The 25,318-nt window shown below is 47.9% G+C and carries 20 protein-coding genes; 7 read left to right on the forward strand and 13 right to left on the reverse strand.

Annotated features, from left to right (window positions below):
- The first annotated feature begins 5 nt into the window (after positions 1 to 5).
- The 4 genes from FBF28_04410 to FBF28_04425 are packed head-to-tail and all read left to right on the forward strand — an operon-like array spanning position 6 to position 5,142.
- On the forward strand, positions 6 to 1,502 hold the full coding sequence (locus FBF28_04410) for a hypothetical protein (GenBank protein ID QJU08767.1): 1,497 nt from the start codon (positions 6 to 8) through the stop codon (positions 1,500 to 1,502).
- Complete coding sequence (locus tag FBF28_04415) at positions 1,486 to 2,910, forward strand: exopolysaccharide biosynthesis polyprenyl glycosylphosphotransferase (GenBank protein ID QJU08768.1); 1,425 nt, start codon at positions 1,486 to 1,488, stop codon at positions 2,908 to 2,910. The genes FBF28_04410 and FBF28_04415 overlap by 17 nt, the downstream gene beginning before the upstream one ends.
- Positions 2,910 to 4,052 carry a glycosyltransferase family 4 protein gene (locus tag FBF28_04420; protein QJU08769.1) on the forward strand — a complete coding sequence of 381 codons (1,143 nt, stop codon included), beginning with the start codon at positions 2,910 to 2,912 and terminating at the stop codon, positions 4,050 to 4,052. Before FBF28_04415 ends, FBF28_04420 begins: the two co-directional genes overlap by 1 nt.
- On the forward strand, positions 4,036 to 5,142 hold the full coding sequence (locus tag FBF28_04425; GenBank protein ID QJU08770.1) for a glycosyltransferase family 4 protein: 1,107 nt from the start codon (positions 4,036 to 4,038) through the stop codon (positions 5,140 to 5,142). Before FBF28_04420 ends, FBF28_04425 begins: the two co-directional genes overlap by 17 nt.
- A 79-nt stretch (positions 5,143 to 5,221) precedes the next feature.
- Here FBF28_04425 and FBF28_04430 read toward each other — a convergent pair whose 3' ends face one another.
- The 6 genes from FBF28_04430 to FBF28_04455 all read right to left on the reverse strand — a co-directional run bounded on the left by FBF28_04430 (position 5,222) and on the right by FBF28_04455 (position 10,879).
- Positions 5,222 to 6,265, reverse strand: coding sequence for a mannose-1-phosphate guanyltransferase (locus FBF28_04430; protein QJU08771.1), 1,044 nt, complete (start codon positions 6,263 to 6,265; stop codon positions 5,222 to 5,224).
- A gap of 75 nt (positions 6,266 to 6,340) precedes the next feature.
- Positions 6,341 to 7,255, reverse strand: coding sequence for a hypothetical protein (locus FBF28_04435; protein QJU08772.1), 915 nt, complete (start codon positions 7,253 to 7,255; stop codon positions 6,341 to 6,343).
- Between the two features lie 291 nt (positions 7,256 to 7,546).
- Positions 7,547 to 8,263 carry a DUF3800 domain-containing protein gene (locus tag FBF28_04440; GenBank protein ID QJU08773.1) on the reverse strand — a complete coding sequence of 239 codons (717 nt, stop codon included), beginning with the start codon at positions 8,261 to 8,263 and terminating at the stop codon, positions 7,547 to 7,549.
- Between the two features lie 86 nt (positions 8,264 to 8,349).
- On the reverse strand, positions 8,350 to 9,168 hold the full coding sequence (locus FBF28_04445; protein ID QJU08774.1) for a sugar phosphate isomerase/epimerase: 819 nt from the start codon (positions 9,166 to 9,168) through the stop codon (positions 8,350 to 8,352).
- Positions 9,169 to 9,199: 31 nt separating this feature from the next.
- The gene (locus FBF28_04450) at positions 9,200 to 10,099 is read right to left on the reverse strand and encodes a TIM barrel protein (protein ID QJU08775.1); all 900 of its coding nucleotides are present in this window, start codon (positions 10,097 to 10,099) and stop codon (positions 9,200 to 9,202) included.
- Between the two features lie 18 nt (positions 10,100 to 10,117).
- Positions 10,118 to 10,879, reverse strand: a complete 762-nt coding sequence (locus FBF28_04455; protein QJU08776.1) for an NAD-dependent epimerase/dehydratase family protein — start codon at positions 10,877 to 10,879, stop codon at positions 10,118 to 10,120.
- 102 nt (positions 10,880 to 10,981) lie between these two features.
- Between FBF28_04455 and FBF28_04460 the strand changes: the two genes are divergently transcribed.
- A complete protein-coding gene (locus FBF28_04460; GenBank protein ID QJU08777.1) occupies positions 10,982 to 13,099 on the forward strand; it encodes a hypothetical protein in 2,118 nt (705 codons plus the stop codon).
- Here the strand turns inward: FBF28_04460 and FBF28_04465 are convergent, their stop codons facing one another.
- From FBF28_04465 to FBF28_04485, 5 genes are all read right to left on the reverse strand, one after another.
- Positions 13,100 to 14,344, reverse strand: coding sequence for a hypothetical protein (locus FBF28_04465; GenBank protein ID QJU08778.1), 1,245 nt, complete (start codon positions 14,342 to 14,344; stop codon positions 13,100 to 13,102).
- Between the two features lie 82 nt (positions 14,345 to 14,426).
- Positions 14,427 to 15,263, reverse strand: a complete 837-nt coding sequence (locus FBF28_04470) for a glycosyltransferase family 2 protein (GenBank protein QJU08779.1) — start codon at positions 15,261 to 15,263, stop codon at positions 14,427 to 14,429.
- A complete protein-coding gene (locus FBF28_04475; GenBank protein ID QJU08780.1) occupies positions 15,260 to 16,264 on the reverse strand; it encodes a glycosyltransferase in 1,005 nt (334 codons plus the stop codon). The genes FBF28_04470 and FBF28_04475 overlap by 4 nt, the downstream gene beginning before the upstream one ends.
- Positions 16,251 to 17,366: an FAD-binding oxidoreductase gene (locus tag FBF28_04480; protein ID QJU08781.1), complete on the reverse strand. Its 1,116-nt coding sequence runs from the start codon at positions 17,364 to 17,366 to the stop codon at positions 16,251 to 16,253. Before FBF28_04480 ends, FBF28_04475 begins: the two co-directional genes overlap by 14 nt.
- The gene (locus FBF28_04485; GenBank protein QJU08782.1) at positions 17,359 to 18,711 is read right to left on the reverse strand and encodes a hypothetical protein; all 1,353 of its coding nucleotides are present in this window, start codon (positions 18,709 to 18,711) and stop codon (positions 17,359 to 17,361) included. The genes FBF28_04480 and FBF28_04485 overlap by 8 nt, the downstream gene beginning before the upstream one ends.
- A 67-nt stretch (positions 18,712 to 18,778) precedes the next feature.
- On the opposite strand from FBF28_04485, the gene FBF28_04490 reads away from it, so the two are divergent.
- Positions 18,779 to 20,917: a glycosyltransferase gene (locus FBF28_04490; GenBank protein ID QJU08783.1), complete on the forward strand. Its 2,139-nt coding sequence runs from the start codon at positions 18,779 to 18,781 to the stop codon at positions 20,915 to 20,917.
- A gap of 9 nt (positions 20,918 to 20,926) precedes the next feature.
- Here the strand turns inward: FBF28_04490 and FBF28_04495 are convergent, their stop codons facing one another.
- The gene (locus tag FBF28_04495; protein QJU08784.1) at positions 20,927 to 23,590 is read right to left on the reverse strand and encodes a hypothetical protein; all 2,664 of its coding nucleotides are present in this window, start codon (positions 23,588 to 23,590) and stop codon (positions 20,927 to 20,929) included.
- Complete coding sequence (locus tag FBF28_04500; GenBank protein ID QJU08785.1) at positions 23,587 to 24,126, reverse strand: hypothetical protein; 540 nt, start codon at positions 24,124 to 24,126, stop codon at positions 23,587 to 23,589. The genes FBF28_04495 and FBF28_04500 overlap by 4 nt, the downstream gene beginning before the upstream one ends.
- A 7-nt stretch (positions 24,127 to 24,133) precedes the next feature.
- On the opposite strand from FBF28_04500, the gene FBF28_04505 reads away from it, so the two are divergent.
- Positions 24,134 to 25,282 (forward strand): glycosyltransferase, encoded by a 1,149-nt coding sequence (locus FBF28_04505; protein ID QJU08786.1) that lies wholly within the window; start codon positions 24,134 to 24,136, stop codon positions 25,280 to 25,282.
- The last annotated feature ends 36 nt before the right edge of the window (positions 25,283 to 25,318 follow it).

A 25,318-nucleotide genomic window follows, 5' to 3' on the forward strand; every position in this document is an offset into this window, starting at 1 on the left:
AAGAGGTGAAGCGAGTATCATCGACGATATATGTGTGGCTACTGGCCATTGTGCTGTTTGGCGGCGCACTGTCCTTGCAGCCGAGCATCAGCCTGGCAATGCTCGATTTTCCATCATTCCGCATTGGACTATATCAAGTGGCGGTGATCGGCGTGGTTGGCTGCGGTCTTGGCATAATGGTGCGCCAGCGACTGTGGCCTCGGGGGCGATGGTGGTGGCTGAGCGTTGGTATGCTGGCTGTCACCAGTATCGTTGGGCTGTTATTATCCTATGTCCGAGCGCGTACCGCATTATATACGGCATCGCTCTTGCTGCTACTGCTGACCGCGGCGTGTGCTGCCCTGATGTACCGGGCGTTATCAACGAGTGATCGGCGGCGCCTCATGACAATTGGCTTGTGGAGCGGCATCGTGTTTGGTGTGTTAGCGGTGCTGCAGCTCATCTTTGCTCACGTTGAGCCAACGGCGTTCGGTACGCTCTGCTCGGGCTGTCATGCTGGCGTGTTTGGCTTTGTCAGGATCAATCTGTTTGCCGCTGAGCCGCAATTTTTAGCAAGCAGCTTACTGCCAGCCCTGTTCGTTGGACTATGCTGGCGAGAGCGACGGCGGCTGGCTGGCTGGAGCGTTTTTGGTAGCAGCGTGGCGATCAGCCTCACGTTTTCGCGCGGCGCGTTTATCGCAATCGTCGGTGCGGGCATCGTGTATGGTATCGTCCGCTGGTGGCAGCGGTGTAGAAGCGGGTCTCGTTCTATTGACACCGTGGAGCCTATTCGTCGTGACGCATGGCGTCAACTCGGCATCATCACGGCCGGATTCGTGATTGGATGCACTCTACTGCTGGTATCAGCGGTGGTTCGCTATCACAACACACCGCACATTGCCTATAATACTGCAGTGAGCATGCTTGACCAGTTGTCGCTCGGCCGCATTAAATTACCGCAGAAAAATACTACCACTATGCCAGACAACCCACCCGCCACGCAAGCACCACCAACCAACGAGACCACGGCACCGCAATCATCACCGTCACCGCCCACCACCCAGCCAAACCCGCTCGCACCATCAGCCAATTTCCAGCCATCGGGTTTCGTCGTCGCTTCGGCTGATGATCGACTCAATGCCGCCCAGCTGGCACTCCGAGCCTGGGCGTCAAGTCCGCGCACCATACTCTTTGGGACTGGCCTTGGCAATCTCGGCAGTTTTATCCAACATCAGCTGCATCAACCGGTGTCGACCGACCATACAGTGTATATTTTCTACGTGTTGCTGCTGAGTAATATCGGCGTTGTCGGCATGATACCGCTACTAGCGCTGCTCGTCGTCACGCTATGGCGCAGCGGCCAATGGCTACTAAAGCCGTGGGGGCGATTTGCCTTACTGTTAACGACGGCTATCGCTATCCACTTTTGGTTTTTTGGCAGCTTGATCAACTCGGTACATTGCCTTGCATGGATTGGTATTTTCTTGTATAATCACCCCAAAGGTCATGAAGAAGAACTCTGATTTTTACTTCAAATTGGTGTTGATCGGGCTGGACGTACTGGCGCTAGTTGGTGCGTTCACGGCGGCATACATCATGCGCGTATCACTCGACACGCGACCCTTCCATGTGCAAATCGGGGCACTGGAGTTTATCACGTCGATTGTGCTAATGCTGCCGCTGTGGGTTGTCTTGTTCTCATTTTTTGGGCTATACGACCGTGAGCACTACATTCATCCGCTGCGCGAGTTTTGGCGGCTGGGCATGGCGGCAGTTTGCGGCATTATGATGATGATTTCCTTTAGCTTCTTTAGCAACACACCGCTATTTCCGGCCAAGATGGTGGTGATTTATGCGCTGATCATCAGCTTTATTATCTTGCTCATTCTGCGTAGCGCTGCCAATATCGTCAGGCTACATCTGCTGCGCAAAAACATCGGCATCAAGCGCGTGGCGCTGGTTGGCAACGCCGAATCGACGCGGACGCTAGCTGAATTTATCAGTGCCCACCCCTCAACCGGCTTTCACCTCAGTGCTATTGTATCCAAAGACGAGCTCATCCCGCCACGACTCAAGGGTTTGCGGCGTTCGACACTGGCATCGGCGCTGACTCGCGATAAAATTGACGCCATTATCCAGACCGACACCACCCGCAGCGAAGCGCACTATAACTTGGCCGAGCAGCACTATCTCGATTTTTATCAAGCGCCAGCCCTCGACGGCCTGATGACGGCGCGCCATACAGTCGAGATTATCAATTCCGTGCCGCTGGCATACATTCACCCAACGCCGCTAGCTACCGGCTACGGACGCGTGGTCAAACGACTGATGGATCTCATCGGTGCGACCATCGGCATTATTATCACCTCGCCAATTATGCTACTGGTGGCCATCGCCGTTAAGCTCGGCGACCCGCGCGGCCCCGTACTGATGCATGGGCAGCAGCGGCGACGTTTGACCCAGTTTAATCGCCCTTTCAAAGTGTATAAGTTTCGCTCGCACTACGCCAAGTTTGACGGCAAGACTGACGAGGAGGTATTCACAATGATTGGCAAGCCAGAGCTGATCGACGAATATCGCCAGAACGGTGATAGGCTCAATCACGACTTTCGCGTCACGCCGGTTGGTCGTTTCATTCGCCGGTTTAGCCTCGACGAGCTGCCGCAGTTATTTAATGTTATCAAGGGTGATATTAGCCTCGTTGGGCCGCGGGCGCTGGTGCCGCACGAGCTGAGTAACTACGAGAAAAAGCACACGCTGCTGACGGTCAAATCTGGCCTGACTGGCCTGGCCGTTGTGTCGGGGCGACGTAGTATCGGCTTTGAAGAGCGGCGGCGACTGGATCTCTATTATGTGCAAAACTGGAGTTTGTGGCTGGATATCACCATTCTCCTCAAGACCTGCCTGGTCATCTTTAAGAAGGAGTCGTGATGCGCGCCCAGCCGACCATCGCGATCGTTCACGACTGGTTGTATGGTGGTGGCGCCGAGCAGGTTGTCCTGGCGCTACACCGGCTCTATCCTGACGCCCCGATTTATACCTCGTACTGCTCGAGAACGTGGCGAGAGAAGCTTGATAACAAGGTGGTGACCGGGTATTTGCAGCATTGGCCATTCGCTCAGCTCAGGCGACTGCTGCCGGTACTCAGGCAGCGGTGGTTTACGCGGCTGGATCTCGGGCAATTTGATATTATTATTTCCAGCTCTGGTAATGGTGAGGCCAAGTTTATCCAAACCCGCCCCGATCAACGACATATCTGCTATTGTCATACGCCGACGCATTTTTATTGGCGGCACTACCAAGAATACCTGCGTCGGCCGAGCTTTCGACCGCGGTGGCTGGCGCGACTGGGCCTGCGGCTACTGGTCCGACCTCTCAGGCGGCGTGATTATCAGGCGGCGCAGCACGTTGATGTCTTTTTGGCCAATTCCACCGCCATTCAGGCTGATATCAAGCAGTTTTATGACCGAGACAGTATCGTCGTCTTTCCGCCGGTACAAACAACCAGCTTTATGGCGCTCGCAAAAACCAGGCCACGCTCCGTCACACTACCCACCCGGCCGCGCTGCCTGGTGTGGGGGCGACTGGTGCCGATGAAGCGGCTGGATTTGGTGATTGAGGCCTGTCAGCAACTTGGTTGGCCGCTCGACATCATGGGCGATGGGCCTGATCGCGAGCAGCTAGAGAAGCTGGCGGGCGAATCAACGCGCTTTCTTGGCTACGTCAGTGACGAGGACCGGGCTGCCGCCATCCAACAAGCTGACTTGTTCATCTTTACCGCCCACGAAGATTTTGGCGTCGCACCAGTTGAAGCCTTGGCCGCTGGACTGCCGGTGGTAGCGTATCAGGCCGGTGGCGCGCTGGATTATATCAGCCCCGGTAAGAATGGCTGGTTTTTCGCTGAACAAACAGTTGAGAGCTTGGTAGCAACGCTTCAAACACTGCCCGACCAGCAAGTCTCGCCGCGGGCCATCGCCGCCTCCGCTCAACCATTTGCTGAACATGCCTTTACACTCGCCATCAAGAAAATTGTGACCAACGAAAGGAGGGGTGCTCATGCGCATCGCCATTGATGCTCGGACACTACGGACGAGCACTGGCCGTTACGTCGAACGGCTGATTCACTACTTACAAAAAATTGACGACAGGAATGACTATATTATCTTGCTCAAACCAAAGGACATGGACAGCTGGCAGGCTGATAACCCACGCTTTCAAAAAGTCGCCTGTCCATTTGCTGAATTCTCATTTGCCGAGCAACGGGGTTTTAAGAAACAACTGGAGGAGCTGTACCCAGATCTCGTGCACTTTGCAATGGTTCAGCAGCCCGTGTGGTACCGGGCCAGCCCGGTCGTTACCACCATGCAAGACCTGACCACCGTTCGATTCAGCAACCCCGACAAGAACCCGGTGGTCTTTTGGGTGAAGCAGCAAATTTATAAATGGGTCAATAAAAAAGTCGCCAGAAAGTCGGCTCATATCATCACTATTTCTGAATTTGTGAAGCGTGACTTGGTGGATTTTACCGGGGTCAGTCCAGACAAGATTACCGTGACACTTGAGTCCGCCGACGAGCTACCAAAGGGCAATGATCCGGTCAAAGAGCTGGTTGGAAAAAAGTTCATCATGTATATTGGCCGGCCGACACCGCATAAAAATCTGCGGCGGCTGATCGATGCATTTGCACTGTTACAGCAGAAACATCCTGAGTTGACATTGGCACTGGCTGGCAAAAAGGACGGTAACTACGCTCGCCATGAGGCATACGTTACTGAACGCGGTATCACAAATGTCGTCTTCACCGGTTTTGTGTCGGACGAGCAAATGCGCTGGATGTACGAGCATGCAGCCGTGTATTGCTTCCCGTCGCTGAGCGAGGGCTTTGGCCTGCCGGGCCTCGAAGCCATGCTACACGGCGCACCGGTCGCCTCGAGCACCGCCACTTGCCTACCAGAAACGCATGGCGAGGCGGCGCATTATTTTGATCCATATAGCGTCGAGGACATGGCGCGGGCAATTGACGAACTTCTGACTGACGAGAAACGACGCCGTGACCTCATCAAGAAGGGTAAACAGCATGTCAAAACCTTCTCGTGGCAGCGAATGGCCGAGCAGACGCTGGCGGTGTACGAACAGTATGGCCGCCAGAGTGCCAACTCATAGAGGACGATCCTGGCTCATCCACACACGAGGCACTTACGTCTGCAACCATAACTTTTTAGACTGCGGCTCGGCTACTGGGCTATTTTTGCAATTTCTTCGCGATGTCGCCACACTTGGCGGCCACATCCCGCCGTGCCACCAACACACCGTCTGGTGTGTTGACCACCACCACATTATCAAGGCCGATGACTGCTACTGGCTTATCCGGCCGCTCGTTGCGAATATAGGTACTAGCGACGTCAATGGTATGAATGTTGTCACCGTATGCGTAATTACCCGACTCATCCTTGGCGACCGCGTCGTGTAGATCCTTAAAATTACCGATGTCCATCCAGTCAAAGCTAGCCGATACCATAGCCAGCTGATGAGCTTTTTCGATCAGGGCGATGTCGATGACTTGATTGTCCAGTGCCAGGTACGCGTGATTGTAGGCCTCGCTACCAAAGTCAGCAATTGACGCCAGCGTCTGATAGTTCGACCACAAATCTGGAGCGCTCTGCTGCATTTCACGCATAAACACCTCGACTGAGCCAACAAAGTAGCCACAATTCCACAGATAATTTCCCGACTCAACATACTGCTTCGCTGTCTCGTAATCAGGCTTTTCCTTGAAGGACTCGACATTATAGACGCCCGCTTGAGCATCAATCACCCCATCGCGCTGAATATAACCAAAGCCAGTCGACGGGAAGGTCGGCTCAATGCCAATAAGCGTAATACAACCACGCTCGTGAGAAACGCGCGCTGCTGTATCGAACGAGTGGGCAAACCCTTGGGTGTCACGCACATTATGATCAGAGTGAATAAAAGCAATCGGCTCAGTCCGGTCATGGTGGCGATTGATATAATCCAGGGCCAATACGATACAGTGCGCCGTCCCCCGCCGTCCCGGCTCGATCAAGAAGGCCTCGTCCGGCAGCTCCGGCAGCTGCGCCCGAAGCGCCCCGGCGTGGCTGGCCTCGGTCACCACATAAATGGCATCACCGAGCTTTCTGGCCCGGTCATAGGCTTGCTGGACCATGGTGCGTTCACTAGTTAACGCCAAAAGTTGTTTTGGTTGAGTGGAGGTTGAGAGTGGCCAGAGACGCGTGCCTGAACCACCGGCAATAATTACAGCTATCATATTAATATAGTATACCGAGTTAGGCGCACAAACGCCAACTATTCTTTGGCGAACTCCGTGTACACTTAATAATATTTATAAACTGAGGTACTGTGTATCCTTGTTGTTCTTCTTATAGCCAAAGCCCCTCGCCTTGGCTTCTAGTGTATTAAAGAATTCTTTTATTTCCTTATCCGTTGGCCGTTCTGACATTAGTGCAAGCCTCCCTAGCACCATATTGCGCAAGTCATCAGCTGGCTGTTTGATCTCAGGCCTTCTCAGCAAATAGTTAAGCTGGAGTGCAAACTGTTCATACCGCTTCCTATCGAAAGTAGGGTTGTCAGTTTCCTGCTCAACCTGCGATTCTGGATATATCAGGTCAACCTCAATTGCGCCAACACGCTCTCCATTAGCCCTTGCTGCTAGAGGATTATCGTACATATAAATCCAGTTATTCATCCCCGGTCTATCTGATGGGTATCTCAGCAGATGCTGTATTCCTTGACGACTATAACCTCGTGGACCAGCGAGCGCATCCGGCGGCAAACCTAGCGTACGCTCAAGCACCCAGCCAGCCAATTCTTCGGTACGCCGCTGGAACGGCGGCATTGATTCTTTCGAAGCCTCCGTCCGTCCGATAACAACGACTGAAAACTTATTCAGCATCCTGCTAATCTCTTCTGCAAACTCTGGCATCGACGGCTTTTCTGGCTCGGAGGTAATGATTTTATTTCCACCTTGATCTATGACATATCGTGCACCTTCCTGTCGCTGACTGGCAATTCCTAACGCACAGGCAGTTAGTACAGTAGCCCCACGTGCGCGTAAGGCACCTGCCACTTTACTATCTGGCGATCCATCGACCACAACAAATGGTAGCCCCCACTTGTTCCACTCCGCTGCCGTATCAAGTGCAATTTCAAAGCGAACATCGTCAAGATCAGTATAATACGTCCCCGTTACTCCAACGACTGGTGCTCCATCTATAGAATGGCCCTTAAATCGATTCATGCTCTCATTTTAGCACATAAGTCTAATTTGTCAATGATCTTGTCCTAACGGGTTCGGTCAACAAATCTAGAAATAACAAATCTTAAATAAAAATTAGATACGATACAACTAACAAGAGTAGCTTCTCATCTAAAATAAGTTGGTGCAAAAATAACCCTTCTGAATCAGAAGGGTTATCCCAACCAGGCGACGTATTTACAATACGCTTAATCAGTTTGATCGCTTGTGGCTGTGCAACAGTACTTACGTCTGTACCACCATACTACCATGCTAAGCACAATGGCGCAAGCATTATGGCAATAAAATATCATTATGGTATGGGATATTAGTATAGAGCTTCGGACGATTGAAATTCCTGCCGTACCATAAGCGATTAGCTAGAATATCACTTGCCTGAACCAGATAATCTAGGGATGAATCGCAAAACTTTATACTAATTTTGAAGTCAGCAAACAGTATCGGAGGATAAAACATACCGTAATCAAAATTACGAATTCCATGTATTAGCTCCTCTCGAATACTATCTGAGAGTTTATAATATCCGTTGGTTGATGTGTGTTGCTGGTCAATGTAGACTCGCAGAGAAACCGGCTTGTCTGCATCAATCTTGCCAGACACAATTAGCTTCTCTAGCTTGGACTTTATCATTCTCTTTAGGGCGTAGTCTTTGTAGCGATGAATCGATAGCTTGTTTGCCATAATAGATTCATTGACGTCAGACAGCTTTACCGTAGCACTAAGACTATTGAATGACTTGACGCAATTATACAGACTTCTCTTGTATTTAATCTCTAAGCCAGCCGCTTTTAACTCCGACCCCATCGACATGCCGAGACTGGATTTTATCTCTCGAGACATCGTTTTGAACCGCTCTCTTGCTGCGATACGCTCGTGGTTATCCAAGAACAGATATCCAGCGTATATAAAATAATCATGCCCAGAATTAAGAGAGAAAACACCAGAATCATCTAGGTATATCGATATCTCTTGATACTCTTTATCACTCATATTGGTAATAATTATAACATTTTTCGTAAAAACGCCTGAGCGTTCACTAACCAAATCCGAAAACTCCCCAGTTTTTAAGTAGCTACCTACCCTTCAAAAAAGCTTTGTACGAACGACACCGCGTCTGCTACACGCTTCACGTTTTCACCCTGCTCACCCGGACGCATTTCGATTGATACAACGCCCTCATAGCCAATGTGTTTTAGTGCATCAGCTGCAGCGCGATAGTCAACGTCGTCGCGATCATAAACTCGATCAAGCATCGGAGCGCTGACATGAAAATGCTTCAAGATATCGCCATTATTTCGTATCGACTCACCGATGTCATCGCCAGCCAGCGCCATACACGCCGTATCAAGATGTAGGCCAATCCCCTCCGAGTTAATCGTACGAACCAGCCGTGCGCCTTCATCCGCCGTTGTCACGTAGTCACAATTGTATTGGGGGGCGTTTGGTTCGATACAGAGCATGGTATTATGCCGTTTGGCAACATCACCGAGTTCGGCGAAGAAGCGGCTTGCGATACTGTCCGCCTCTTCTACTGACATCGCACCGCGCTGTCGATTCTTTGGCGAACCAAACACCAACCGACCAGCACCCATATCCCCAGCCAATCGCAAAAAGTCAGCCAAATATTGCCGCATCTCGTCGCAAAGTTCGCTTGATTCAAACATCTTCAGGTCAGGGCGCGCAAACAGCATCGACTGAAAGGCCACGATCTCAATACCATACCCCCTCCACCACTCGACATATTCGTTAATTTGCTCGGGAGTTGCCTTGGTCGGATCGTCCCAGCGCTTTGTCGGTGCAATCTCGACGTAGCGCACGCCAAGCTCCCGCAGCTTTGCGGCAACGTCCACTTCTTCTTCATTTGTCCATGCGATATTCGATATAGCTAGTTTCATATGGTAATTATACCACTATTTATCCTATGGGCTATGCCGCGAGACCACACTGCTTTTTGAAGATTTCGATTTCCTCCTTAAGAACCTTCGGGTTCAAAGGACCCCTCATTTCGATTGATACCCAGCCATCGTAAGTAGCCCCTCTGAGGGCATCCATATAGCCTCCCTGGGGAACCTCCGGTGCAGCTGAAAGCCGCTTTAGCTCCGGAGCACTGGCATCAATACCCCGCACACGGTCTCTGTGGTCACGAACCAGCGAAGCCAAATCCCCCGGCGCGTCCCCAGCACCATGCATCGCTGCCGTATCAGGATGAATTCCAAACCCCAAACGGTTCTCCGTCTCGAGCCCATCAGCAATGCGACAAGTCAGATCCTCAGCCTGCTCTAGTGTGATACCAAACTCATTGCCATAGCCACACAACGGCTCAATTGCTAGCTGTGTATTATTACGAGCGGCCGTACGAGCAACCCTAGTAAATAACCCGATCGCCTCCTCCATGGCCTGTTCATAGCTACGACCCCCCAGTTTACGCAGCGCCGGCGAGCCAAATGACATCGAATCTGCACCGAGCTCACCGGCGAGTATAGCTTGAACTTCTAGATGTTTCGCTAGACGTTCGCGTTCATAGTCACTGCCAAAAAGTGCCATATCCTTGGTGGCATACGTCAAAGACTGCAACCCAACGACCGTTAGACCGAGACCTCCGAGACGCTCACGGTATTCTCTGGCCTTCCGCTCCATAGTCTTGAGGCGGTCTTTGCGCTCCCGCTCAGAGAAATTAGTGATTTCCGGTAGATCCGACCAGATTATCGGCGGCGCAATCACCAGCCCCTCAACACCACTCTGCGACACACACTTCAGTGCTGCTTGTTGATCTTCACCAAAGGCAATATTCGAGATGGCAAGCTTCATTGATTCATTTGACTTCATGCCAGCATTATACCATGATTACTTATTTTTTGCAACAAACTCCTTGATGCCAGCTAGCTCCTCTGCCTTTGTATATAGATAATTGCCCTCGCCGCCATACACCTCAGCGTATTTACTGTGCATATCCCAGTAGGCCGGTGTTACTCCTTCTAGTGTGTTGGTAAACTCTATACCAAAGGCAACCTTGGCGACTTCCCGCGTGCTGACTGGCGGCGTCGCAAAATTAACCAGCGGCAGATTATTCTCGAGAGCAATGGTGATATCACGCCAAATATTGGCGAGATTGTAGTACTGATACATACCATCAGCATGAATTTTCTCAACCATGTTATTATTCATCAGATCATAGATAACATTCTTCTTCAGCCCGTCGCCAAATAGCCCCGGCAGGCGAACAATTGTTGTGTCAAAGTTCTCACGACAGAATTGCTCAAGATAGTACCTATTAACTCCGTATGGCAAAAGCCCTTCGGTGTCAATAGGCGTATCTTCATTAGCACCATTTGGGTTTTTATAAACACCGACTGTTGAGATCAACACGAGTTTCTTGATCTTTGCCTTTTTGATATGAGAGATAAAGCCTTCGATCTCCGCGCGGTCAACTTCTGGCTCCTGATTGATCCGCCACATCTCAGCACGATTTGCAGCGCTCACCACCAGGTCGTACTCTTGACCTTCAATGTCAGCTATATTTTTGCTGTTATAATAATCGTCAAACTCGTGTTGACTCTTTATATTTCCACCGACAAATCCGGTGTACCCAATTAATGCAGTCTTCATAGTATATTCCTCCTGGCTACAATTATGTCAGATTTTATATAAAACTCAACGATAGCCAGTATGGACATGCGACAACATCAATTATAGAATGGTTTAGGTGCTATGAAAAAACCTAAAATTTTAGACAACATAACTCTTAAACAAGCACTGCTTTTTACCGCGGTATTTGTAGGTATTGCCCACTTATTGGTCTTCGTAGGCTACGCTGTATTCGCAGCTCTCGGGAATGGCCTGGCGATGGATTCCTATGCGGCCAATGGGACATTCCAGCTATATAACCCTCTCCGGCGACTGCTTGATGGTGAAATTTTGGCACGAGATTTTCCCTTCTTTCACGGAGTGGGAGTTCCCCTGCTTCATTTCCCCTTGTTTTACATCATGGGGCACAATTTGTTTGCCGTAGAGGTCGCAAAGTTACTAGTATCACCACTCATATTCCTCATCTCGTCTTTCTTGCTATTTTGGGCCTACTTCAGAAACGTAAAGAAAGCAGTCTTTACGACAAGTATATTTACCGTCATTTCACTACTGTGTATTGACGCTATTTGGGCAGGCAATTCCCTTCTAGGTCTTAGAACAGCGTTTCCATTCATTGCAGCAGCATTTATACTATGGCACCCAGACTGGCATGTTAGTGTTGGTAAACATAAAACAAAGATTAACCTTTACTACCCTATCCTATACATTCTCATGGGGATTTCCGTCGCGTGCGGAACCGAACAAGGCCTTGCATTTATTCTTGCTTATGTGCTCATCAGAGCAATTCAATATATTCGCTCTAAGGAAACGATGAAAAAGCGGGTGCTGACGTTTGTTGGCGAGTTATTTGGTATAGCAGTGGCCGCCTATGTCGTGCTTTCAATTATGACGCTCGGTCACGCACATGAGGCGCTTTACTATGCACTCGTCGAAGTCTCAGGCGACCAAGGGTGGTACTTTGGTGCTCCGCCGAACAGTTTTTTGCAATTAAGCAATCTTGATCAGTTATTTACCAACAGGATGCTATTCTACATGCTGCCCATCATTATCGGCGGTGTTGTTGCCTATATCGTTGGTGTAAAGAAAGCTCTACTGTCCAAAAAAGAAACGTTCGTTTTCTCCGTCTTGCTACTATATGGCCCGGTGGTGTTTGCTGTTTCTGCCACTGGTTACTGGGCACCCAGTGCGCAGCTCATACCACTGGAGCGAGCAGCAGGAGTTATTCTTGTGGCGATAGTAACGCGTGTGATATATAACCTGATCCGAGCAAAAAAATCGACTCCTAACGCTAAAAGTAAGGGCTTCTCGGTCTTAGCATTCGGGTTGTTGCTTGGTAGCATCATCGCCCTAGGATATAACACTGCGGTATTTCTACAAAAAATTGATTGGATGCCGCTAAGACACATTATTACCGAGTCAAAAAAGGCCAGGCATTCTACTGATGATGCTGAATATATCAGCACCGCCTGGAGGAAGCGCCTCGAGGCCTTTGCTCCACATATTGAAAAGGGGGCACGTGTCTGGTCTACCTACACCAGTATTTATGATTCGATTCGCCAACAGAAGAATGGATCTTCAGGGGGTGAAGACTATATTATACACGCCCTAGGCCCCGCCAGAAGAAATCACTACACTCAAGATTTTATAACACAAAAGCCTGATTACGTCATAACCCTAAATCCCTCATATTTTAAATATGAGGAGTGGCTGTGGACTCGTCACTGGGCATTTTATAAGGATCTTCAGGATAACTACACTATCATTGCTACAAATGATTCTCATGTTTTGTGGAAACGCCGGGCGGGTACTGCGGCACAGAAAAAGACGAGCTATCCGAAACACCACGTACAAAAAGACGCAAACGGAGATTATGTCATTACCACTGGCACTGCAAGCAACATACGCGTGTTTGAAGTATCAGTTCGCTACAGTGCTAGAAGTGTTCTACCCATGACCACTAAACTACCGAGATACCTCCTAGAATTATCTGGATCATCACTACAAAAACATCCTGTGTCGCTACCACAATACGACACGAGCTGGAGCTTCCCTGTGGCACTGGCATCAAATGATTCATCCATACGAATTTCGCCAAAAGTTTATAGTTTGATACCGGGGGCTTCCCTGGAAATACAAGACGTATCTTACCGCGAGGTCACCACCCAAAACAACCTGTACATCTATCAAAGTAACTTTTGCCTACATAACGCTAATAAATGCGAAGGGATTAATAAACGCTAGCTACGAGCGGCGGCCTTCTTTCTTCGATCGGCTTAATATTATCGTGAATAATCCGGACACCATTGTCGCAAAAACCGACCAATAAATATACCGATAATCAACCGCCACGGCCACAGGAAAGTATGCCACGATATATATAAGACCCGACAAAGCCACCGCGCGGATAAAGTGTCGCCGTACCTGTTCTCGTATTCTTCTGCTCGTATAGTAAATAAATACAAGGACAGCAACATACAACCACGGCTGAAAAATCAGAGGGATATTCGCCTGAGCGCCGCCTTTAACATATGCTGCTAGGCCACTAACGGCATATTCATTCTTTACCGCGGCGCCGACCTGGTTTTGCTCAATTCCAGGCTGAAAAATATACATACGCTCTGGTTGCGGAAAGATAAATATCGAAAAAGTCGCCAACCGATATGATACATATTTTATTGGATGTCTTATGATCGTCGATAGCCAATCATTAAATACACCTTGATGTTCGTTTTTGAGTGCTTCTCGCTGGGCGGCCGTTGTACATATGATATAAGAATTCATAATATCTTTTGTTTTATCGCGACAGGTGTCATGAATTTTTTTATACATAGACCACCTGCTGTGATGTTCTCCTTCAAGATTAGCGACGTGAACTATATCGTCAAGCTGCACAGCGGTAATTGGATGAGTTTTTTCACTAGGCTGATTAATGACAATGGTAGCACCAATTGTTACCACTAAACCAATTATTACACTAGCAAGACCGCTCCATGCGTGAAGTCGCTTGGTTAACAAGCTCGGCAATACAAACAGAATGGGCAGCACCGCAAACAATGCATTATGCCGTAAGATGCCAGCATAGAGAATCAATAGCAGCGCCAGTCCGACGATACCACACATAGCAATGCGTCCTAGTGATTTTTTACTAGTTATGATGAACCATATGAGGAGTATCGCCAATGTTAAACTGAATGCCATCTGAACATCTTTCCATATCACGCCAGCAATATTCATTATATTAGGCAGTAGTACAATCACGTAGACAGAAAGAGCCCATGCTCGGTTACGAGTGTGCCGATATACGAGAATCGACAGCATAAACATAGCCGCGACAAGCAGCACTAGCTGAAAAATCAGCATAGATGAAATATGGCCAGTTACCCCAATCAAAAGCCCCCATAGTCGCGTCATCACTGGCGGATGCCAATCAGTGAGGCGAGCTACGCCCGTGGCTTGCTCAAGGTGGCTAATGGAGTCGGGCGACATATATCCAGGATAGAAAACGATGACGAGCAGCATTAGCATACCTGCTGCTACCAACGCAGACTGGATGTGAAATTTTGAGAGGCTATTTTTTATGTTTGCGATATTTTCCGGCAACCGCATAGAACAACACCTTCAGAACGTGCATATTTCCCTTAATGGGGCTAATTTTTGTTGGTGTTTTACCTTTCTTCGGATACGTTCGTACCACTGGCGTTTCGGCCGTTTTATATTGTTTGCGGCGGCTACTCTCGATAGCAAGATAGTAATGAAGCTCATAGGTTTGAAATATATCACGGAATACAGCAATATCTGGGTCTTTAAGTAGCTTTGCACTGTAGGCGCGGAATCCATTTGTGGTATCGGTATGCCTCTTACCAGCCGCAAGACTTATCAGCGGCGCATGGATCAGGTGAAGACCTATCTCTCTAGAAAGCGGCGTATTTACCGCCTTGCCGCCCGGTATAAACCGTGAACCCTGAATATGGTCATATCCCTGATCAAGCAGCTTAATAAAATCAGGAATTCTCTCTATACTATCCTTGCCATTACCGTCAACAACAACCACTCCTTCATAACCCTCAGAAAGAGCCCAGGCAAACGCCATTCTCATCTGTGCGCTTAATTTGCCCTTGCCTTTTTTCGTTAATAAAGCGCGCACATCTTGAGATTTCAAAAAGTCAGTTTCAAGCGAACCATCAGTACTGCCGCCATCGGCTACCACAATGTCAATTTGCTTTGCTAGCGGCTTCATTTTTTGCAGCTGCTTCTGAATTCGCTCTCCTTCATTGATTACGAAAACACACACGCAATACCTGTGCTTTTTTTTGTTTATCTCATTAACTTCAAAGTCTGGAAACTCCCACTCCGGATGGTCTTGACGAATATGATCTTGTTTATTGACTATAGGGGTTTTTGTCATGATGTAATATTCTTCCTTTCTGCATTTGCTAGTGACGTTGTACTACTTAGCTCATCAAGCACATAATACCGAGCATCCCGCCGTGATTCCACTAATATCTTGCCAATATATTCGGACAGAATCACCATAAATAAAAATAGGATGAAAAACATTCCCGACAATTCAAGTGACGTCGATACCCAGCCCTCCGCAACATTCTTTTTCGTAAAGGCTATGACCACGACATAAATAGCATACGCCATATTCACGACACTGGCGAAGAACCCAACCCATGACATAAAGCGAAGTGGCTGAGTGGAGTGGCTGGTAATAATATCAAGCGCCTCTAATGTTCCTCGTCCAAAACCATGCTTTTTCATAGGATCGACTAGGGGTGAATATTTATATTCAGCATATGAATAACCAATGCTTCTTATCATGTGCCTGATATGACTGTCGTGTCTGGTCGATAGGGTTATCGCTCGTATGGCGCGACGATTGAGAGATATAAGATATGTTGCTTGTAGTGGAATATCTATATTGATGTATTTGCGATTATACCAATAAAACAACCTGCGACCGATACCAGATTTTGACAGAAGGCGCTTTGTGGTTATGTCGGCAACACCCTGTACAATATCGTGTTTTTTATTCGCCTCAACAATGTTCACTACATCCTCTATGCCGTCAATAGCGGGATTAGTTACTACCGCATAATCGCCAATCGCCCCTTCGAGACCAGCAATAATGGCGATGTCATATGTGTATTGTCGAGAGAGGCGGATAAGCCGCATACATGGCAGTTCATCGAGAAGCCCGCTGACAGCAATCACACTATTTTGACTCAAATCATTATCGACAATTATAATCTCATAATTTGTGTAGCTACCCATTAATCTCTGTGAGAGCCTGCGACAATAGTCGGGAAAATCATCAAAGTCGCGCGCTACAACAATAACCGATACAAAGATATCTTGTTTGTTCGATTTTTCATTTGTCTTAGTTGAACTATTTTTTGCCATATAGCTTGTCTAACTCCTCGTACACATCGTAAATATTATCTAGCTTACCGCCCATTATACAAACATACCCATCATAGCCCAAATTGGCCTTAAACAAAATGGGACGGCTATCATCATCTTCGCTCTTAACGAGCACTGTTTTTACCTCAACGATCGACTCCTCATATTTCATATCCTTGAGGGCAGGGATAAAGCGCACCACGTCGTTATACATTTGCTTGTAATTGCTCTGGAAAGAACTTTTGTCAAGATACGCATGTGTGTCAATTTTCTCAGCCGGCGTATCCTCGTTGTCGATCCATGACTCGTGCGGCGTATACCTGACATGAGAGAGTGTATATAATCCCCTGGAAGGAAATGGCATAATGGAAAAAAATGGACCATCCATCACCGTAATACTAAAGTCCTTTAGGTGCTCTGGCAAGCTCACCAAACACATTTCTGTAACTTCATGTTTCAGTCCAACAAGTGGTATATTTGATGCACGATGGAGCGTGTTGATGTTAGCATACGTGCAATTTAGCACAAAGTCACCCCTGAATTCGCCACCATCAGTGACAACGCACAGCCCATCTGGCATTTCATCAATCATCGTAACGCGACAGCCCGTGTGAAGCGTTATCCCCGGACGATCGTTAATTTGCCGTAGTAAGTCATCCCTCAGGGCGTGGGCATTAAAGGCATATTCTTTAACCTTAAAGACTTCTTCAATGAGATTTTTATTAAACATTTTTTGAATGTTTAGCGGAGCTACCGCTATATCTGCCTCAATCTTATCCGCAAAATTCTTGAATTGATGTGCATTAACCTTGGATAGATGCTTGGCAACAGCATAATATTTATTAAAATCTGAATGAATTGCCGCCCCAAACTGTTTCGTAAAGCGTGGAAAATTAACCGCTGAACGATATCCCGTTAGAATACTTCTCGGGTAATGATAGCCATTGTGTACCCTGGCTTGGTTAACATATGACGCCCGAGTCATTGTCTGTTTTTCTTTTTCTAAAATATCGATATTCTTGACGCCCAGGGTGTCGTACAGGTACAGCGCTACACTCAATCCATAAAAACCACCGCCAATTATCACCGTTTTGTTACGCACGTTTTCTCCGTTTTTTAACTATGTTACCAATATACAAGCCAACTACCATATAGACAAACAGAAGCAGCGGCATATAGAATACGATACCGTTAATGTGGGCGTGAGGCAAAGCATGTCCAGGCATAAGAATTAACCAACTCAGTGCCCCAGCTAATGAAATGTGTAACGACCATAGGAATGAACGATAATACTTGAAAGACGGGTGTCGCCTCTTAAGATAGAATAACACTAAATACCCCACAAGTACCCAAACAAGTACTGATTGAACGATCTCACCAACCATACCCTTGAGTAACAGCGGCAAGCTCAGTGCCGGCAATAGTACATAGTTACCTGCGTTTATTGCTAGATACTGATATGTTGAGCCTCTATCTTTCGCTAGCTCCTCCATGTTAATAAATCGATTGGCAAATTCATATGATTCAGGTAGAAGCGTCTTTAAGTTACCAACAGCATGTGTTCGCATCTTTCTAATTCCCGAAAGCCCTCTCTCCGATGCCCGCTCATTAATCATCTTGAGAGCGGTGTCTGAGGAGTGATAGTAATCAGAGAGTGCCATAAAGTTGGTTGCGTACGCACCAACAAAGGCCACGACAACCACGACACATGTCATGACGGCGTGCTTCCACAGGCTGATAACTTTTTGTTTATTATTGACGAGTTCAAAGAATATGATTGGTACAAGTACAGATATAGCAATTGTTGATATATACTCATAGCCGCCCAAAAGTTTTAAGAATAGCAATATGGTTTCACCGAGGTAGAATAGCCACATTTTCTTCGATGACTTACAGTATGAGTAACTCAGAAAGGCAAAGGCAAACGGAGCAAACATGAGTGGCTCTATCCAATACATATTTTGCGCATAGCCGACAACCCACGGACTAAATGCAACCAGTGTCGCGAATACTGCTGCGGCAACAAGGCCAAACAACTTCCTGACTCTAAGGGTTACAAGTGCCATAAGGGCCGCCATGGCTGCAGATAGAACTACATTAACCTTCTTAAAATATGACGGTAGTTTTGCATTGTCCTTTGGTGCTAGCGCGGTAATTATTCTCGCCTGTAGACCATATTGTGAAGCATAAGGTTTGAGCAGACTGGCGTCGCAATCTTCAGCCATCATGACTGAATTATAATCTTCATTTTTAGCAACGATTAGCGGCCCGCTATAACCAGATTTTTCCTTGCAACGAGCCGTCTTTTCTACTATAGCCGATGAGTCACGCTGAAAGCCATCAAACCATTCGCGCCACAAACCGACTCCAAAAACATTGCCAAAGAAAGATAAAAACAAAACCACCCAAACAACGCTAAAAAACAGTATGCTCTTTTTTCTCTCCATAATACTTACCATATAGTATCATAATTTAACGATAGACTAAAGCAATCACCTAAACTATAATAGCGTCATGAAACCACTTTTATCCATCATCGTCACCGCCCACCACGAAGGCCTCGTTGCCCACAAAACTATGCGCTCCATTGAGCGTGCTGTTAGTCTGCTTTGTGATAGCGATATTTCCTACGAAATAATTGTATCAATCGACCGCGGTGATGAAGAAACTATTCGCTACTTCAGTAATTATACCGCCCTGCCGATAGATATACACCAATGGAATCATGGCGACCTTGCTAAGTCTCGTAACAGTGCCATCACCAAAGTACGTGGCCGTTTTATTGCGTTTATCGACGCCGATGATTTGATGAGTGCCAACTGGTTACGCGATAGTGTGCAATTTTTAACGGCCCACCCCTATGGTAAATATGTTGCTCATAGCGCATACACTATTGAGTTTGAAGGAGCAAATGCCATCGTTGAAAAAGTTGGCCACACCAATAAAGATCGTGATACGCTACTGAGCGTACTCTCGGGACGATGGAACTCGGTCATTATTGCGCCAAGTACTTTACTTCGCCAATTCCCATATACACCAAATAGCCCCGGATATGGCTACGAGGATTGGTTTATGAGCTGTCAGTTCATCCAGCACGGTATCAAAAATGTCCTCATCCCGGAAACCGCTATCTTTGTTCGCCGTAAGGCCACTGGCTCGGAATGGGCACGCCAAAAAACTAGCCGCTCAGTGCTCCGCGCCCACGCCCTCTTTAGTCCATCGCACTTTCGTACCATCAAGCTTGACTCGGTTGCCACGCCTGCCTCAGAGCAGCGGCGCCAAACGAAAAATACCATCAAAGAACTGCTGATTCGTTCTCGCATTCCACTAGGATTGGTTAAGCGCCCGCTGGCAATTATCCGACGCGGACGCAATGCGTTCAAAAAGAAGAAATCGACACCGGCGACCGAGGTGCTACCAGCGTGGCTTGATGCTGAATGGCGAGCATTACATCATATTGAGAAACTAATTTTTCCACCACATCCATTACCGACAGTATACCACACAATTACCGATGATCATTATCGTGTTGGCTTGGCGTACTGGCAAATGTGTCGTGATTTACGAAACGATAGGTATGATTATGTGTTGTTCGTACCGTGGCTCAAGCGTGGCGGTGCTGATCTATTTGCTCTTAACTACGCCAACACCGCTGCGTCACTCGGCAAGAAAGTTTTGGTTATTGCCACAAATGAAGTTGACGCTAATTACTCAGAGTGGCGACCACGACTTAACATCGACGTAGATTTCGTGCCGTTTGGGACAATTACTCGATTTTTCCCGATAGAACAAAAATATAGACTGCTAGAACAATTAATCGAGAATATTCATGCGCCCATACTCCATATTCTCAACTCAGAGCTAGCCTATGATTTTGTGCGAGATCACGCAGTGTATATCAAGGCCACCGGCAAAAAAGTTATTGCTACGTCCTATAGCCAAAGCACCGATGAAACTGGACGAATATTTGGTTTTTCGCACAGTCACCTGCCGCAAGTTTATCACCTGCTGGCCGAGATAACCACCGACAACGAGGCCGTCAAGTCAATGTGGGTTAACGAATATGCTTATGACGCGGATGCAATCACTGTTCATCATCAACCACTTGATAGCAGTATGTATACACCAATAGCAAAGTTGGCTGGTCAAAGGCGTATTCTTTGGGCGTCCCGCCTATCACCAGAGAAATTACCTCAATTAGTCGCAGCCATTGCTGATTTGTTGCCGGGTGATGTCCACGTTGATATGTACGGTGACGCATCGAGCGAGTTTCCCACCCATAAACTACCGTCACATCCACGGGTTCATTACCGCGGCGGCTTTAACGGTATACCGTCACTACCTGTTGATAACTATGACGTCTTTCTCTATACATCGCTCTTTGACGGCATGCCAAATACGCCAATTGAGATAGCTCTGCGCGGATTGCCCCTAGTAGCAGCACGCGTTGGTGGAGTAGCAGACTTTGTTGGTACATATGGACAGATTGTTGACGATATCACCAATCCAAAAGCCTACGCTGATGCGTTAACTGTTGTTCTGGACAATCCCAAGACAGCGTTTGCCAACGCCCAATCTCTACGAAAGCAGGCGCTACGTGATTTTTCACAAAAAAGGTTTTTGACAGAAGTTAGGCGTATGCTTAAGCGATAATTGTCCGTCCTACTCGCGCACCCTCATCTCTCCCTTCACCGCCTCATTACCAGTCTCAAGCGGTGGAGCAGCATATTCGTGCCAAGTACGGCCGTCAAAGGTGGAGAAGTAGGCGCGGTAGACACCAACTGGGAAGGAACGAGTGGTCTTGAATTCTTGTTCTTGACCAGGTTGAATGGTGGTTGGTTGGAGGCAGCCGAGATCATAGTTTGCTCCATGTTGGTTGCGCATAATGAGACAGGTGCGGTTAGTGGTAGTGATGGGTTGGCTGGCAAAGTTCTTGATCTTAAAGGTGGTAGTGACTGGCTCACCGGCACGTGGAGAGGGGTTGGAGAAAGTGATACCCTGGGTGAGAGTGGGATTGGGGAGGATGGTGAACGATAAGCTGGTTACCTCCTTGCCAGTCACCCCCGGCAGTGCTGCCCCCTCATGCCAACGGCTACCGTCGTATAGTGCAAAGAAGGCTCTATACGTGCCCGGTTTGTCAAAAGGACGACTGAGCGAAAACTGCACACTACCATGTGGGGCAATTCCCTTTGTTGACTGACAACCAAGGTCATGATTTTCGCCACGTGGACCCCGAATAATGTAGCACAAGCGCTGATCAGTCTGCGACACCGCCGAACTAAGATTACGCAGAGTGAATGAGCCGGTCAGCTTGTCACCAGCACGCGCTCGCGCTGGCGTTATCGATAATCCCTGCGACATAACGACATCTTGCAGCACCCTCATCTCTCCCTTCACCGCCTCATTACCAGTCTCAAGCGGTGGAGCAGCATATTCGTGCCAAGTACGGCCGTCAAAGGTGGAGAAGTAGGCGCGGTAGACACCAACTGGGAAGGAACGAGTGGTCTTGAATTCTTGTTCTTGACCAGGTTGAATGGTGGTTGGTTGGAGGCAGCCGAGATCATAGTTTGCTCCATGTTGGTTGCGCATAATGAGACAGGTGCGGTTAGTGGTAGTGATGGGTTGGCTGGCAAAGTTCTTGATCTTAAAGGTGGTAGTGACTGGCTCACCGGCACGTGGAGAGGGGTTGGAGAAAGTGATACCCTGGGTGAGAGTGGGATTGGGGAGGATGGTGAACTGCGCCCGGTTACCAGCACTAGCCGGCGTTGGCACCGGATACTGCGCCTCGGTCCAGGTCGTCCCCTTGTCGAGAGTGCCGCTAATTCGCACCTTGTATATACCGCTTTCCCGCGGAATAAACTCCCGGTCATAGGCATAGGTTGCACCCGGCGCAAGGCTGTTGACTGTATCAAAACTAGCGTCAGCATTTCGTCCACTCGGACTAGTAATTGCCGCGCCAAAATAACCGAGGTCAACTGGCTTCGGACTATTGTTTTTAACCGTGAAGCGAATCCGCGTTGATTGCCCGACGTGGGTTCGTTGGTTCTGAATAGTTACTGGAGAAGTTACTGTTGGCGCCGTCTGCACGAACGTTGACACTTCACGACTATAGCCCGGAGCTGATTCTGGATAATTGTTACTCCAACCGTTGCCCTCACGGTAATTTGTGATCCAGAACTTATAATCCTCCTCTTTCGTTAACTTAGTTGTCACTCGGTAGGTATATGTCTGCCATGGCTCAAGAACAACCCGCTGACTGCCAAAATCGTGGTTATTCCACTTACTGTCGCGGGCAGCTATCGCCATAGTGCCTAGATCGCGACGCTGATTTGTAGCATTACGGATAGTGAATGATGCCGTGATTGTCATGTCTGTAAATAGTTTTGACCCGGTCCCCTCCGTTCTCACTGACAACGGCGATTCAATTCGCACAGATTTCAGCGGCGAACCAAACCATTCATTAAAGAAGCGCCAGAAATTACGATTGCCATATGCTCCACAGTGGGCCGTCCCTGGATAGGCGTTGAGCGCACCTTGATTTGGTTGATATGGGGTGTAGTTATACAAATTAGCTGTTGCTTGATTCTCGATATATACCCATGAGCCGCCGCAGGCTGCGTTTGTGTTATACTGGATATAATTTGACCGACCAGCCTTGTAGCGATATTCACCCGGCCGATTAGTATATAGCCGGAATTGGCGCGCCGCCATCCGCAATTGATTGTACATGCCAGCATACTCATTTGAACAATTCGCTGTATTACCTGGTCCGCTGTCCGGACAAGCAAAGCCCATAGCATACTTGTACTGACTCTTGAGTGGCCAGACATCAGTAAATAACGACCCCTGTTCTTTCTTTAGTGTCACCAGCATTACTTGTGGATTAATGCCGAATTCTTTTGATACATTCCAAATAATATTGGCCACCGACAGGCCGCCAGCAAACCAGCCGCCTCCTTTTTCAAATGAGGTTTCTTTCGTGCTTGGATTTTCATGATAATCACGCAGGCAGGCATACGGTGGCCCATGCCAACCGCGTTTGGCTGCATATTGCGCTCGCGTACCTCCGCCATACTCGGACGGCCCAGTTCCCCACGTATCGCAGGCTGGCGTATGACTGTTGATAAAGTTTTGGATGTCTTGAACACTTGAAAATGTATTGGTGTCATAAAAAACATTGTCATCAATAATTCGCCCAGGGCTCCATGGCGACAACGCCCCTGTTTTTGGCCAGAAGACAACCCCTAGGCCAACAACACCAAGGACGGCCAGTGTATATCCGACACGCTTTAGCCAGGACGGTTTCATATTCTGTAACTGAATCATCGTAACCCCTCCTTGCGGAACGACGGCCCATTTGTAGATTCTCCAACATATGCACTCGATGAGTAAGTAACTTTAATTGACATGTCAGTGCCCGATGGTAATTCTGACAGTGGAATCTCGGCCATCCGACAATTCGTCGAGCTCGGACCAGCGTATGCGCCAGTTTGGCGCGAAACTTGACCACCAGACCAGTAGACCGTGAAGGTACAGCTGCCACCATTTTCGACAATAGCGTTAACGCCGCCATCAATCTGTAGATGCTGGCGATCACCACTCAGACCGTAACCACTTACGATTGGCGTCACTGCTCGTTTTGAACCGCGTTGCTCGCCAGGACCGGCTGGCTTATCGGAGCTGCGACCATCGCGCTCTTCTGGCTTCGTCTTACTGTCGTCAACTTTCTTATTGCCGTCTTTGTTGCTGTTATTTTCCTTTGCTCGGGACGAATTAGCATCATCCTTGGCCCGCTCTGTTTGTTGTGGCCGCGTTACCACATAAACAACCGCCGCAATAGCAATCACGAGGACCACGCTCACTAAACTAATGATTATAGCCCTGGTCTTCTTTGACGGTGTTTGTTTAACTCGCATAGTGTTGTTTCCCCTGTTTTATCCTATCAGCTTAAGCATAACAGTTAATCGTTGGGTTTTCAATATTTTTGCCAATAAAGATGCTATAATATCCCGTATGAAAGCACAGAAATCCCAAGTTAAACCACCATTGGTGTCAATTATTACCGCTACCTATAATGACGAAACATATATTGAGTCCTCAATTCGCTCCGTGCTGTCACAAGATTTTACCGATTTTGAGTACCTCATTATTAATGATGGATCGACCGATAATACAAAAAAAATTGTTCAGCGCCTCCAAAAGGAAGATGACCGCATCCGCCTCATTAATCAAAAAAACAGCGGCCTCGTGGCTTCACTCAACCACGGCATTACCGAAGCGCGTGGTACCTACATTGCCCGTATTGATGGCGACGATGAGTGGCTACCGCACAAGCTCAGGACTCAAGTCGCTATGCTTGAAGCAAATAAAAACCTAGTTCTGGTTGGCGGTGGCGCAGAGATCATGAATCAAGATAGCGTGCCGACTGGTTTTATTTTTAATGTTGCTCGCAATGAAGATATTAGACTCGGTCTTTGCATTTTTAATCAATTCTGCCATTCATCGGTCATTTATCGCCGTCAGACAGCACTTGATGCTGGTCTTTACCCTGACACCTGTCCAGCCGAGGATTATGACCTGTTTAGTAAATTTGCCGAACATGGTGAACTTGCCAACGTACCTTACCCTATTTTTCGCTATCGCATCAGTGACGGCAGTATTTCGGCAAGAAGGCGCGATGAGCAAAACAATCTTGCTAAGAAATTTTCTCATCGTAATTGGGACAATATTCAACCGACGGTCACCAGCCGTGCCGATATTAAACGCGCCTTCGCCTATTATCTCAAAAATCCAATCAACCATGATTTTGGAATTAGCCACAAGCACGCCTACACCTTTGTGCTCATGCGCATTGGCTATCGCATGCTTCAAAAGGGAAAGATCAGCAAGGGACTTCATCAACTCTGGAACGTAGCATCAACTGGTCGCACTGCCGCCAAGATCGTTGTTAAGTGGGGACTTGATATTATTAAGATTAAACTACAACCATCACGTCGAAAAGCAAAAACAGCGGTTTAATAGTGCAGGATATTAAATTTGTTATTAAACCGCTAG

Source organism: Candidatus Saccharibacteria bacterium oral taxon 488 (assembly GCA_013099195.1).
Lineage (GTDB): Bacteria > Patescibacteriota > Saccharimonadia > Saccharimonadales > Saccharimonadaceae > Nanosynbacter.